The 12810-nt window shown below is 69.9% G+C and carries 11 protein-coding genes; 8 read left to right on the top strand and 3 right to left on the bottom strand.

The window, feature by feature from the left end:
- Positions 1-12 precede the first annotated feature (12 nt).
- Complete coding sequence (locus tag DKM19_RS35880) at positions 13-1032, bottom strand: LLM class F420-dependent oxidoreductase (RefSeq protein WP_110701962.1); 1020 nt, start codon at positions 1030-1032, stop codon at positions 13-15.
- 66 nt (positions 1033-1098) lie between these two features.
- Here DKM19_RS35880 and DKM19_RS35875 point away from each other — a divergent pair, with 66 nt between their 5' ends.
- Positions 1099-2631: a sulfatase gene (locus tag DKM19_RS35875; RefSeq protein WP_369986732.1), complete on the top strand. Its 1533-nt coding sequence runs from the start codon at positions 1099-1101 to the stop codon at positions 2629-2631.
- Between the two features lie 233 nt (positions 2632-2864).
- Here the strand turns inward: DKM19_RS35875 and DKM19_RS35870 are convergent, their stop codons facing one another.
- On the bottom strand, positions 2865-3599 hold the full coding sequence (locus tag DKM19_RS35870) for a FadR/GntR family transcriptional regulator (protein ID WP_110701958.1): 735 nt from the start codon (positions 3597-3599) through the stop codon (positions 2865-2867).
- A gap of 69 nt (positions 3600-3668) precedes the next feature.
- Between DKM19_RS35870 and DKM19_RS35865 the strand changes: the two genes are divergently transcribed.
- The 3 genes from DKM19_RS35865 (at position 3669) to DKM19_RS35855 (ending at position 6752) form a co-directional block, all read left to right on the top strand.
- Positions 3669-4424, top strand: a complete 756-nt coding sequence (locus DKM19_RS35865) for a (Fe-S)-binding protein (protein ID WP_110701956.1) — start codon at positions 3669-3671, stop codon at positions 4422-4424.
- A gap of 85 nt (positions 4425-4509) precedes the next feature.
- Positions 4510-5922, top strand: a complete 1413-nt coding sequence (locus DKM19_RS35860) for a lactate utilization protein B (RefSeq protein ID WP_110701954.1) — start codon at positions 4510-4512, stop codon at positions 5920-5922.
- The gene (locus DKM19_RS35855; protein WP_110701952.1) at positions 5919-6752 is read left to right on the top strand and encodes an LUD domain-containing protein; all 834 of its coding nucleotides are present in this window, start codon (positions 5919-5921) and stop codon (positions 6750-6752) included. Before DKM19_RS35860 ends, DKM19_RS35855 begins: the two co-directional genes overlap by 4 nt.
- Positions 6753-6799: 47 nt before the next feature.
- Here DKM19_RS35855 and DKM19_RS35850 read toward each other — a convergent pair whose 3' ends face one another.
- Entirely contained in the window at positions 6800-7219 is a 420-nt protein-coding gene (locus DKM19_RS35850; protein WP_110701950.1) for a DUF2795 domain-containing protein, read from the bottom strand.
- Between the two features lie 132 nt (positions 7220-7351).
- Between DKM19_RS35850 and DKM19_RS35845 the strand changes: the two genes are divergently transcribed.
- The 4 genes from DKM19_RS35845 to cobA all read left to right on the top strand — a co-directional run bounded on the left by DKM19_RS35845 (position 7352) and on the right by cobA (position 11692).
- Positions 7352-7894, top strand: a complete 543-nt coding sequence (locus DKM19_RS35845) for a GNAT family N-acetyltransferase (RefSeq protein WP_162642014.1) — start codon at positions 7352-7354, stop codon at positions 7892-7894.
- A gap of 375 nt (positions 7895-8269) precedes the next feature.
- Positions 8270-9097, top strand: a complete 828-nt coding sequence (locus DKM19_RS35840; protein ID WP_110701946.1) for a sirohydrochlorin chelatase — start codon at positions 8270-8272, stop codon at positions 9095-9097.
- Positions 9098-9165: 68 nt separating this feature from the next.
- Positions 9166-10305, top strand: a complete 1140-nt coding sequence (locus DKM19_RS35835) for a nicotinate-nucleotide--dimethylbenzimidazole phosphoribosyltransferase (protein ID WP_110701944.1) — start codon at positions 9166-9168, stop codon at positions 10303-10305.
- A gap of 154 nt (positions 10306-10459) precedes the next feature.
- Positions 10460-11692, top strand: a complete 1233-nt coding sequence (gene cobA / locus DKM19_RS35830) for a uroporphyrinogen-III C-methyltransferase (RefSeq protein WP_110701942.1) — start codon at positions 10460-10462, stop codon at positions 11690-11692.
- Positions 11693-12810 lie beyond the last annotated feature (1118 nt).

Here is a 12810-nt window from a genome sequence, read left to right as displayed (position 1 = left end):
GGTGGGCGAGGATCAGCCCAGGACGAGATCGCGGATCGTCTTCAGCGAGGCCTCGTCACGGGGGCCCATCACCAGCAGGTTGGTGACGGGGCTCTTGCGCCACAGCTCCAGGCGCTCGCGGATCCGGCCCACCGGGCCGACGAGGGAGATGCCGTCGGCCAGCTCGTCCGGGATCGCGTTGAACGCCTCGTCCCTGCGTCCGGCCAGATAGAGCGCCTGGATCTCCTCGGCGGCCTCGGCGTAGCCCATCCTGCCGATGATGTCGGCGTGGAAGTTGCGGCTCTTGGCGCCCATGCCCCCTATATAGAGGGTCAGCATCATCTTCACGCCGTCCAGCGCGGATCTGACGTCGTCGGTGATCAGCGTCATGACCATGGCGGCGATGTCGAAGTCCGGCCCGGTGCCGGCCAGCGACGGGCCGTACATCCGCTCGATCTTCTCCGGGAACACGAACAGCGGCAGCCAGCCGTCGGCGATCTCGCCGGCGAGCGCGACGTTCTTGGGGCCCTCTGCGCCCAGATAGAGCGGGATCTCCGCGCGGAGGGGGCGGGTGATCAGTTTCAGCGGCTTGCCCAGGTTCGCGCCGCCCGGGTAGGGGAGCGGGTAGTGCTCGCCGTCGTTGGTCACCGGCTCCTCGCGGCGCCAGATTTTGCGCATGATCTCGACGTATTCACGGGTGCGGGCGAGCGGCTTGGGGAATGGTCTGCCATACCAGCCTTCGACCACCTGGGGCCCGGACGCGCCGATGCCGAGGAGCAGCCGGCCGCCCGTCAGGTGATCGAGCGTCATCGCGGTCATGGCGGTCGCGGCGGGGGTCCTGGCTGAGATCTGGACGACGGAGGTGCCCAGCTTGATACGGGAGGTCCGCGCGCCGTACCAGGCCAGTGGGGTGAAAGCGTCGCTGCCGTAGGCCTCGGCCGTCCAGACGGACTCGTATCCCAGGCGTTCCGCCGCCTGGACGAGCTCGGTGGAGTCGTCGGAGTTACGCTGCCAGTAGCCGAGGTTCAGGCCAAGTTTCAGATCACTACCCATGGAGGTCTCCTCCGAATACCGAATACGCGCCTCGCAATTAGAACACGTTCTACCTTTGTCGGTCGAATGGGAGGTGTCAAAATTCAGTCTTCCGGGAAACGAGCATCTGTGCTTAACGCTGTCCGCAGGGTTTTCTCCCTGATGTTGCTCCTTGCCCTCGCCGCCTCGGGAACGGTTCCCGCCGTGGCGCAGGCGGCCAAAAAACCCAACATCGTGTTCATCCTCGTTGACGACCTGGAAGCTGGCGATCTACAGAAATTTCCGAATATCTGGAATCAGCTCGTCCGTGGCGGCACCCGCTTCGACCGCTTTTTCGTCCCGGACTCCTGGTGCTGCCCATCACGCGCATCCATCCTGCGCTGCCAATACGTCCACAGCCATGGGGTTCTGACCAATACGGCCCCCGAGGGCGGTTTCACGAAATTCTTTAACTCTGGCCTGGAACGTTCCACAATCGGCACTTGGATGAAGTCGGCCGGCTACCGGACCGGGCTGATGGGCAAATACCTCAACCACTATCCCGGCGGCGTCGCCGCGTCCACCTACGTGCCGCAGGGCTGGGACGACTGGGCCGTGCCGGTGACCAACCTCTACCAGCAGTACAACTACACGCTCAACGAGAACGGGGCGCTGAGAAACTACGGTGCCATGGCCCAGGACTATCTGGGCGACGTGCTCAGCCAGAAGGCGGGCTCGTTCGTCAGCCGGCCGGGCGACGATCCGTTCTTTCTGTATCTCGCCCCGATCAGCCCGCACAACCCGGCTGCCTACGCTCCCCGGCACCGCGACGCCTTCGCCGACGCCACCGCCCCCCGCACCGGCTCCTTCGACCAGAGCGACGTGAGGGACGAGCCCCTGTGGCTGCGATCCCTGCCGATGTTCAGCGAGAGAACGATCGCGAAGATCGACGAGCGCTACCGCAACCGGCTCAGGTCCATGCTCAGCGTGGACGACATGGTCGGCACTCTGATCGAGACCCTGCGCGCCACCGGAAAGCTGGACAACACCTACATCTTCTTCAGCTCCGACAACGGATTCCACCTGGGCCAGCACCGGCTCGCGCAGGGCAAGACCACCCCGTTCGACGAGTCGATCAAGGTGCCTCTCGTGGTGCGCGGACCGGGTATCCAGGCCGGTGGCGTCGTCGGCGACATAGGCGCCAGCGTGGACCTCGCGCCGACCTTCACCGAGCTTGGCGGAGCCGTGCTTCCGAGCTTCGCCGAGGGCCGCTCCCTGCTTCCGCTCCTGCGGGGCCGGACCCCTCCCGGCTGGCGCCAGAACGTGCTGCTGGAGTTCTATCGCCCGACCAACCAGAGCTCGGCCCGCCAGACCCCGGTCCCCGCCTACGCGGGCATGCGGACCGGGCAGAGCCTCTTCGTCCGCTATTCGACCGGCGAATACCAGCTCTACGACTTAATCAGGGACCCCTACGAGCTTCACAACCTCGCGGCGAAGGTCCCGCTCACGGTGATCGCCCAGTTCAACCGGCAGCTCGACGCGCTGGTCTCCTGCTCGGGCGCCACCTGTCGTTCGGCCGACTCCGTCCGGCCGCCCGCACTGCCCGACCTGTCCCTGACCCCGGTCCCGAAGGGGCGGTGAGCCTTCCGCTGTGAACCAGCGGGATGCCCTCTCAAACCCTGACCGGGTTGTTCCGGGGCCCCGCCGCGGGGAAACCCGGTCACCGGTGCGTGCGGAACGCCACCGGTCAACCCGGTTACCGGGGCGCGCGGGACGCCACCGGCCAATCCTGTCGCCGGGGCGAAGGGGCGGTGGTCATCGGGCGTTCTCCTTCGGGAAGTCGATCCCACCGCCGGGTCGGGGATGGCCTTCCGTTACGGACCGGCCAGTTTCGCTCCGTGTTCCGGGGGACGGAGGGCCGGGGAGATGTCGGGGTAGGCGTACCGGAGGTGGGCTTCGACGGCGGCCGACGCCTCGGCGGAGTCCCCGGCGGCGATGGCCCGATGGATCCGGTGATGGTCGGCCATGAGCCCGGCCGTGTCGCCGAGGCGTTCGACGGCCTCGACCGCGTAGCGGCGGAGCGAGTCCCGCAGGGAGAGCATGATGGCGGCGGTCAGCCGGTTCCCCGAGGCCTCGGCGATGCCGACGTGGAACGCGGTGTCGTGCTCGACGAACTCCTCGGCCGTCGTCGCGCGCTCCATGCGCTCCAGCGCGGCGGCCAGGACCGACAGGTCGGCGCCGTGCACGGAGGCGTGGGCGGCGGACCACTGCTCGATCATCAGCCGGGCGTCGACGACCTCGTCGAGGGAGAGGCTCGACAGCCCGAGATGGAGTCTGAGCAGGTCGGTCAGGGCCTCCGCGGGTTTGGAGATCAGCACGGCGCCCGCGTCGGGGCCCCGCCCGGCCTGCGACGACACCACGCCCAGCGTCTCCAGCACCCGCATCGCCTCGCGCACGGATGACCGGCTGACTTGGAGCTGTTCGGCGAGGTGGCGCTCGGCCGGCAGGCGGTCGCCGACCGTGAGCCCGTCGCCCGCGATGCGCAGCTCGATCTGGGCGATCACCTCCTCGAACGCCCGGGTGCGCCGTACCGGCTCCCATCCGCTCAAAAGCCCTCCTCTTGTGAAAAAATATGGTCAGACCATACTGTGGTCGGACCATAAAGCGAAAGGAGTGTCGTGCGCGTAGCCCTGTTCATCACGTGTGTGAACGACACGCTGTTCCCCGGCACCGGGCAGGCGGTCGTGACGCTTCTGCGCCGCCTCGGATGTGACGTCGAGTTCCCCCAGGCGCAGACCTGCTGCGGTCAGATGCACGTCAACACGGGATATCCCGCGGAGGGCAGGCGGCTGGCGAGACACTTCGTGGACGTCTTCGCCTCCTACGACGCGGTCATCGCGCCCTCGGGATCGTGCGCCGCGATGGTCCGCGAGCAGTACCCGAGGCTGGCCCGCGCTCGCACGCCCGCCACCGCGGCCGCCGGGGTCTCCTTCGCCGACGAGGTCGCCGAGATGGTGCCGAAGGTCTACGACCTCTCCGAGTTCCTGATCGACGTCCTCGGCGTCACCGACGTCGGCGCCTACTTCCCGCACAAGGTGACCTACCACCCGACCTGTCACTCCCTGCGCGGCCTCCACCTGGGCGACCGTCCCACCCGCCTGCTTGAGCAGGTCAAGGGTCTGGAGCTGGTCCCGCTCCCCGGCGCCGAGGAGTGCTGCGGCTTCGGCGGCACCTTCGCGGTGAAGAACCCGGCGATCTCCGCGGCCATGTGCAGCGACAAGGTGAGCAACGTCGCCGCCACCGGCGCCGAGGTGCTGTGCGCCGCGGACAACTCCTGCCTGATGCACATCGGCGGCACCCTCAAGCGCCAGCGCACCGGGGTCCGGATCATGCATCTCGCGGAGATCCTCGCCACCACGGAGGTCGTCCGATGATCGACGCCACGCCGGTGCCCGCGACCTCCGGACACCGCGCTCCCCACGACCGCGAAACACCCCTGTCCGGGGAAGGGGTCGTGCGATGAGCGGGGGCAACACATTCCTCGGCATGCCCGCGTTCCCCGAGAACGCCGCGGCAGCCGTACAGGACTCGCAGCTCAGGTTCAACCTCCGCAAGGCCACGCACACGATCCGCGCCAAGCGGGCCGGCGTGGTCGGCGAGCTGCCCGACTGGCTGGAGCTCCGCCAGGCGGGCAAGGAGATCAAGGACCACACCCTGCGCAACCTGGAGCGCTACCTCCTCCAGTTGGAGGAGGCCGTCACCGCGGCGGGCGGCCAGGTTCACTGGGCGGCCGACGCGGAGGAGGCCAACCGGATCGTCGCCGATCTGGTCAAGGCCACCGGCGAGACCAGCGTGGTCAAGGTCAAGTCGATGGCGACCCAGGAGATCGGCCTGAACGAGGCCCTCCAGGCGGAGGGCATCACCGCCTACGAAACCGACCTCGCCGAGCTGATCGTGCAGCTCGGCGACGACTGGCCCTCGCACATCCTGGTTCCGGCGATCCACCGGAACCGCTCGGAGATCCGTGAGATCTTCCAGGACAAGATGGCCGACTGGGGTCGCGCGGCGCCCGAGGGGCTGACCGACGAGCCCCGCGCGCTCGCCGAGGCGGCCCGGCTCCACCTGCGCGAACGATTCCTGTCCACCAAGGTCGCGATCTCCGGCGCCAACTTCATGATCGCCGAGACCGGCACGCTGGTGGTCCTGGAGTCCGAGGGCAACGGCCGGATGTGCCTCACCCTGCCCGAGACGCTGATCAGCGTGGTCGGCATCGAGAAGCTGCTGCCGAGCTGGCGGGACCTGGAGGTCTTTCTCCAGCTCCTGCCCAGGAGTTCCACCGGCGAGCGGATGAACCCCTACACCTCCACCTGGACCGGCGCGACGGAGGGCCAGGACTTCCATCTCGTCCTGCTCGACAACGGCCGCACCCAGGTCCTCGCCGACAAGGTCGGCCGCCAGGCACTGAGGTGCATCCGCTGTTCGGCCTGCCTGAACGTCTGCCCGGTCTACGAACGCGCGGGCGGCCACTCCTACGGCTCGGTCTATCCCGGCCCGATCGGGGCGATCCTCACCCCGCAGCTGCGCGGCATGAGCTCCGAGCTGGACGCGTCCCTGCCCTACGCCTCCACGCTCTGCGGCGCCTGCTACGACGTCTGCCCGGTGGCGATCGACATCCCCGAGGTCCTGGTCCACCTGCGGGCCAAGGCCCCCCACCCGCGTGCCGAGCGCCTGGGCATGCGGGCCGCCGGATGGGTGTTCAACAGTCCCGGACGGCTGGCGGGCGCCCAGCGTCTCGGCAGTCGTTTCCGTAGGTTCGTCCCCAAACATCTCCCCGGCCCGCTGTCCGCCTGGACCAACACCCGCGACATCCCCGACATCCCCGCCGAGTCCTTCCGCGACTGGTGGAACCGTACCGATGGAGACGCCCGATGAGCGGCGGAGCAGCCGAGTCCCGGCCCGGCCTCGAACCCACCGCGGAGGCACGGGACCGGGGGCCCCGGGCGAGCGCGAGCGCGAAGACCAGGGAGCTGATCCTGTCGAGGATCCGCACGGCCGTGGCCGGGGCCCCCGACGTCGAGATCACCCGCGCCTACCGCACGTCGGCGGACCTGACCGGGGTGGTGGAGCTGTTCGCCGAGAGGGTGGCCGACTACCGGGCCGTGGTGCACGTGGTGGACGCGGACGAGGTGGCGGGAGTGATCGCGGCGGCGCTGGAACGGCGGGCGGTCACCCGGCTGGTCGTACCGGACGGGTTGCCGGGGGAATGGGTCGCGGCGGTGGAATCGGCTCTCGGGGCGGGAGCCGCGCCGGTGGATCCCGGAGCCGCGGCCGATCCCGGAGCGGGAGCCGTGACCGACCTCGGAGCGGAAACCGCGGCCGATTCCGGAGCGGAGACGGTGGCCGACCCGGGGACGCGGGCCGTACGGGCCGTGCGGGATGAGCCCGTGCTGAGCTCGGCGGAGCTGGACGCGGTCGACGGAGTCATCACCGGCTGCGCGGTGGGGATCGCCGAGACCGGCACGATCGTGCTGGACGCCGGACCGGGCCAGGGGCGGCGAGCGCTGACCCTGGTGCCGGACTACCACCTGTGCGTGGTGCGGGTCGGGCAGATCGTGGCGAGCGTGCCGGAGGCCGTCGCCCGGCTCGACCCGTCCAGGCCGCTGACCTGGATCAGCGGCCCCTCGGCGACCAGCGACATCGAGCTGAACCGGGTCGAGGGCGTGCACGGTCCGCGCACGCTCGAGGTCGTGATCGTCCGCTGAGGACGGGTGGGCATCGGGCACGGGGGACTGCGGTCAGGCCAGGCCCGTCAGGACCTTTTTCCCTCGATGCCCAACCCGAGTGCCGCCGCGACCTGTCCGACGTTTCCGAATGTTCCGTCCGGCGGTAACCGGAGGGCGTCGATCACCGTGTCCGGTGCGAACACGGACTCGGTGCGCGCGACCGGGGCATCACGGTCGGTGGGAAAGCCGGCCCCGCCGATCCACCTGGCCAGGTTGCCACGGGCCTCCACGCCCTCCGGGGTGATGCCGGCAGGTGTGCCCGGCTCGTGGCCGGGCGGGTACGGTGGCGGCAGCAGTTCCTCGTCGGCCGCCGCCGGGAGAGGCTCAGGCTCCTTCCACTCCTCCGTATGCGCCGGGCCCGTGCCCCGTACGAGCCCCTCGGTCTCGTGCTTCTGCTGATCGTCCAGGCGCGGGCCGTGTTCGGCGCTTCCCCGTTCCACGGCCATCGACTCTTTCGCCCTCGATTCGGGAGCCTTACCCACCTTGTGATGGGCAGACATCCAGGTCGCGTGGGGTGCGTCTCCGTGCGGCGAACCCGACCTCACCCACTCCGCGACAAGGGACGACAAGGGAGACGTGTGACCGCCTTCGCACCTGATCTGTCCGTCAAGACCGAACGGCTCGTGCTCCGTCCCTTCGCCTCCGGCGACGAGAGACGCATCCGCGAGGTGGTCGATGCGCGCGCCCGGTTCCTCCCGCCCAGCGCGCCCGGACACCCGTCCGGCATCTCCCAGTGGCTCGCTCACGGTGTGCACGAGCTGCACCGCTCGGGTCAGGGCGTGCACCTGGCGATGGAGGCCGACGAGCTCATCGTGGGCGCGATCAGCCTGTACAGAACCCTCTGGGGCGCGGGAACCACCGAGGTGGGGTACGGCGTGCACCCGCTGCACCGCGGCCGGGGCTACGCTCCCGAGGCCGTGCGCGGTGTGGCGGGCTGGGTGTTCGCGGCCACCGAGCTGCACAGGATCGAGCTCCGCGCCAACCTGGACAACGTCGCCTCCCTCCGGGTCGCCGAGAAGGCCGGGTTTACCAGGGAGGGTGTGCTGCGCGCCGCCGGGACGAACGCGGACGGCCCGTGCGACCTGGTGGTGTTCGGCCTGCTCAGAACCGATTCGGCCTGACCCACGCCTGATCGTGGCGGGGGGCGGTGAAGAAGGCTCCGGCCCGCCGGGGCGAGCGTGCCGGGCGGGCTCCGGACGGCACCGCGGTCCGCCGACCGTGTTGGACGTCTCCGGCGAGCACGGCTACCGTGCCGAAGGCGCGCGGGTCCGCGTCTTCGGATCGCGTGCGGGTCCGCGTCCTCGCGCCGGCCGTCCGGCCCGGTCGGGCGTGCCATCCGCGACCGCCGTCGATTCGATCTTCTTCGTCCGTCCCGCTCTGACATGACCAGGGAAAGTTTATTGATCCGTTACCTGTTCATGGCGTGACGTTATCGGATATCCTCGCGACTCGCGATCGCATAATCCCAGGTCAAGGTCATTGGAGTCCTGTTCTCTATGAAACCGCCGCTGCTGCTCATCGGGCAGGGCTCGCACTATGACAATGGATCAGCCGAATTCGGTAGATTCATCCACCGACTCCGCTGTCGCCTGGATCAGACGGCGGCCGACGTGTCCGGCGGATACATCGCCAGAGCCAAGCCCCGCCTCAGCGACTCGATCTCCTCGCTGGTCGCGCGCGGGCACCATCGTGTGGTGACCCTGCCGATGAGCCTCACGGGAGATGTGTGGCTGGGCGCCGACGTTCCCTCCGCGATGGCGCGTGAGCAGGAGAGGCACCCCATGCTCACCTGCGACTACGGTCGCCCGCTGGGTTCTGATCCCCGCATCCTGTCGCTGCTCGCCGAGCGTCTGGCCGACGCCGCGGCCGAGGTCGCCAGCCTCCGGCTGGTCCCGGCGGCGGCCGGGCCGTTCGACGAGGAGCCCGAGCACATCGACATCGGCGAGACCGCCGTGGTCCTGGTCGGCGACGGCTCCACCGACCCGGCCACCAACGCCGACGTGCACCGGGTCTCCCGCCTTTTCTGGGAGACCCACGCCCACGAATACATGACGGTGGAGACCGCCTTCATCTCCCTCACCCCGCCCGGCGTTCCCGGAGGCATCGAGCGCTGCCGCCGCCTCGGCGCCAAGCGTGTGATCCTCGTGCCCTATCTGCTGTTCGCCGGTGGCATGCTGGACCGCGTCTGGGCCCAGGCCATGGCCTACGCCGCAGGCCACTCCGACCTGGATGTTCGCTGCGCCGACGTCATCGGCGACTGCGAGGGTCTGGCCGACGTGGTCATCGAACGCTACGAGGAGGCGCTCAGTGGCATCGCCTGGTGACCTTTTCCCCGAGTCCCTCATGTCCCCTGGAATCCCTGAAACGCCCCTTTCAGGGGACACTGGACCGCATGACCATCCTTGAGCAGACCATTGCCGCGATCCGACCGGCCGACCCGGCGGCCGTCGCCGAGGCGCGAGCCCATCAAGACCGTCTGACCAAGCCCCGAGGCGCGCTGGGCGCGCTGGAGGAGGTGGCGGTACGGCTGGCCGGAGCCGCGGCCGTCAGCCCGCCGCCGCTGCCCGCCCCGGCGGCATTGGCGATCTTCGCGGCCGACCACGGCGTCCATGCTCAGGGAGTGAGCCCGTGGCCGCAGGAGGTCACCCTCCAGATGGTCGGCAACTTCCTCGCGGGCGGCGCCGTGGCCAACGCCTTCGCGACCCAGGTCGGCGCCTCGGTGACGGTCGTCGACGTCGGCGTGGCCGCCGATCTCGATCCGGCGCCCGGCCTGAGGATCAGCAAGGTCGCGTACGGCACGGCCGACCTGTCCGAGGGGCCGGCGATGACCGCCCGGCAGGTGACCGAGGCCCTGGAGGCCGGAATAGCCGTGGCTCGTGAGCTCGTGGACCAGGGCGCCCGCTGTCTGATCACCGGAGACATGGGCATCGCCAACACCACCGCCTCTGCCGCCCTGATCTGCGCGTTCACCGGACAGGACGCGGCCGTCGCGACGGGCAGGGGGACCGGGGTCGACGACGAGACGCTGGAGCGCAAGATCGAGGTGGTCCGACGGGCCCTCCACGTGAACGGCCTGACGCGGGGGCCGGACGCCGCCTCCCAGACGCAGGCGGCCCCGGTGGCAGGGGCGACGGGGCAGGCGGCGCCGGCCCGGACGGTGGCCTCGGCCATGGAGACGCTGGCCGCGGTCGGCGGGCTGGAGCACGCGGCGATCGCCGGATTCATCCTGGGCGGGGCGGCCGCCGGGGTGCCGGTCATCCTGGACGGTGTCATCGCGGGATCGGCGGCGCTGGCGGCGGCGGCGCTGGCCCCCGCCGTCGTGGACCACTGCGTGGCCGGACACCGTTCCGCCGAACCGGGGCACGCCGTCGCGCTCAGCCACCTGGGCCTGCACCCCCTGGTGGAACTCGAGCTCCGGCTCGGCGAGGGCACGGGCGGCCTGCTCGCTTACCCGATTGTTTGCGCGGCCGTCAGGGTCATGCACGAGGTGGCGACCTTCGATTCGGCCGGTGTCAGCGACAAGGAGGCCTGACCTGCGAAATGCTTGGAGCGTACCGGTGAATGGTAGTCCGCCGCTTCTTTACCCCTGTTAACGCAGAGGCAGCAAAGAAGGCGTCATTAGCCGGTAGGTTTACCTATTAACACGCCGTGCTTCACGGTTCATCGCGAACGGGAGATTTGCCGCCATGTCGCCCTACCTGCTCGGTTTGCGCCTCTCCGGGCGGCGGGTGCTCGTCGTCGGTGGTGGACGCGTCGCCCAGCGGCGGGTCCCGGCGCTGCTCGAAGCGGGTGCCCTGGTCACCATCGTCTCGACGAGTGTCACGCACGCTCTCGACGATCTCATCGCCACCGGCCGTGTGACCTGGGAGGCCAGGCCGTACCAGGTCGGCGACCTGGACGGGGCCTGGCTGGTCCAGGCATGCACCAACGACCGCGCGGTGAACACCGCGGTGGCCGCCGAGGCCGAGGCCAAGCGGATCTGGTGCGTACGCGCCGATGACAAGGACGCGTCGGCCGCCTGGACCCCCGCGAGCGGCAAGGTGGACGAGATCAGCGTGGCGGTCACCGCCGGCGGTGACCCCCGGCGGGCGGCCGGGATCAGGGACGCCGTCGTGGAAGCGCTCCGGGACGGCACGGTCGACGCCCGGCGCAACCGCACCAAGCCCGTCGGCGTCGCCCTGGTCGGCGGTGGTCCCGGCGATCCCGGGCTGATCACGGTTCGGGGGCGGCAGCTGCTCGCCCAGGCGGACGTGGTCATCGCCGATCGGCTCGCCCCGCAGGCCCTGCTCGACGAGCTGTCCCCGGACGTCGAGCTGATCGACGCCGCGAAGATCCCCTACGGCCGCTACATGGCCCAGGAGAAGATCAACGAGCTGCTGATCCAGCACGCGAAGCAGGGCAAGTTCGTGGTGCGGCTCAAGGGAGGCGATCCGTTCGTCTTCGGGCGGGGCGGCGAGGAGATGCTCGCCTGCGCCCGCGAGGGCATCCCGGTCATCGTGGTTCCCGGGATCACCAGTCCGGTCGCGGTGCCCGCCGCGGCCAACGTGCCGGTGACGCACCGCGGCGTAAGCCAGGAGTTCCACGTGATCTCCGTACATGTTCCGCCGGGCGATGCTAAATCCACTGTTGACTGGCCAAATCTGGCAAGATCCGCTGGAACTCTGGTGCTCATGATGGCCGTCGAGCGAATCGGTGCAATTGCCGAAACGCTCATCCGAGACGGACGTTCGCCGGAAACTCCCGTAATGGTGGTACAGGACGGTACTCTTCCCACCCAGCGAGCTCTTTTTGCCACGCTGTCCACGGTGGCAGAGCGCGTGACCGCGGCTGGGATTCGGCCACCTGCGATCGTGATCGTCGGCGATGTCGTGAAGGTCGGCCAGGAGGTCGAGATGGTTCGAGCGGAGCGCGTACCGTGAATCCGGCTGCCAACATGCCTCCTCACAGGGGTGGGCGTGACAACCGCCGCGTCGGCAATCCCCAGGAGCCGTCCGGCGACACCTCGCCGGACGACGCCGAGTCCCCCGGAGAGAAAACGGTCATCTTCGGCGCCATTCGTCCCGACGATGACGCGGCCTCCATCCAGGCCCGCGCCTCGGCTCCCAACGGGAAGGACGCCGGCGGTGCCGCTCCGTCCTCTTCGGAGGACGCGTTCGCTGCTTTCCGCGTGGCGGCCGCGGCCGCTGAGGCGACCATCGCTTCCTTGACCGCGGGTAAGGATGTTTCGCGCGGGGACACGAACACGCCGGGCTCTGGTGCGGGAGGCGGTGCGCCGTCTTCGCCTCCGAGCGCCGCCCCGGGTGCCTCCCGCGCGGGTGCTCCCCCCGCGGGCGCCTCCCCGGCGGGTGCTTCCCCCGGCGCCTCTCGTGCGAGCGTTCCTCCCGCGGGCGCCTCCCGTACGGGTGCTCCTCCCGCAGGCACCTCCCGCCCGGGTGTCTCCCCTGCGGGTACCTCACGCAATGCCTCCCCTGCGGGCGCCTCTCCCGCAGGTGCCTCCCGTACGGACGGCGGTGCCGCTCCGTCCTCTTCGGAGGACGCGTTCGCTGCTTTCCGTGTGGCGGCCGCGGCCGCTGAGGCGACCATCGCCTCTTTGACCGCGGGTAAGGACGTTCCGCACGGGGACGGGGCGAACACGCCCGGCTCTGGTGCGGGTGCCTCGCCGGCGGGCGGCGGTGCGCCGTCTTCGCCTCCGAGCGCCGCCCCGGGCATCTCTCGCACGGGTGCTCCCCCCGCGGGTGCCTCTCCGGCTGCTTCCCCGGGCGCCTCTCGCACGGGTGCTCCTCCCGCGGGTGCCTCCCGTAATGCCTCTCCTGCGGGTGCCCCCCGTACGGATGCCTCAGGTACGGATGCCTTAGGTACGGACGCTTTACCCCCGAGCGCCTTTCGTACGGCCGGCTCCCGTGCGGATGCCTCCCCCGCGGGTGCGTCCCGCGCGGACGTTCCTCCCCCGGGCCCCTTCCGCACGGCTTTCTCCCGTGCGGACGCCCCTCCTGCGGTCGCCCCCCGCACACCCGCCTCCCGTACGGACGCTTCCCCC

The sequence above is a fragment of the Streptosporangium sp. 'caverna' genome (genome assembly GCF_003203775.1).
Taxonomy (GTDB): domain Bacteria; phylum Actinomycetota; class Actinomycetes; order Streptosporangiales; family Streptosporangiaceae; genus Streptosporangium; species Streptosporangium subroseum.
This window is presented reverse-complemented; position numbering and strand designations above follow the sequence as displayed.

Bases quoted from the DNA above. Each gene is read 5' to 3' on its own strand.
- DKM19_RS35835 (WP_110701944.1), top strand. From the start codon at position 9,166: ATGACCATCCTTGAGCAGACCATTGCCGCGATCCGACCGGCCGACCCG.
- DKM19_RS35875 (WP_369986732.1), top strand. From the start codon at position 1,099: ATGGGAGGTGTCAAAATTCAGTCTTCCGGGAAACGAGCATCTGTGCTT.
- DKM19_RS35855 (WP_110701952.1), top strand. From the start codon at position 5,919: ATGAGCGGCGGAGCAGCCGAGTCCCGGCCCGGCCTCGAACCCACCGCG.
- cobA (WP_110701942.1), top strand. From the start codon at position 10,460: ATGTCGCCCTACCTGCTCGGTTTGCGCCTCTCCGGGCGGCGGGTGCTC.
- DKM19_RS35840 (WP_110701946.1), top strand. From the start codon at position 8,270: ATGAAACCGCCGCTGCTGCTCATCGGGCAGGGCTCGCACTATGACAAT.
- DKM19_RS35860 (WP_110701954.1), top strand. From the start codon at position 4,510: ATGAGCGGGGGCAACACATTCCTCGGCATGCCCGCGTTCCCCGAGAAC.
- DKM19_RS35850 (WP_110701950.1), bottom strand. From the start codon at position 7,219: ATGGCCGTGGAACGGGGAAGCGCCGAACACGGCCCGCGCCTGGACGAT.
- DKM19_RS35880 (WP_110701962.1), bottom strand. From the start codon at position 1,032: ATGGGTAGTGATCTGAAACTTGGCCTGAACCTCGGCTACTGGCAGCGT.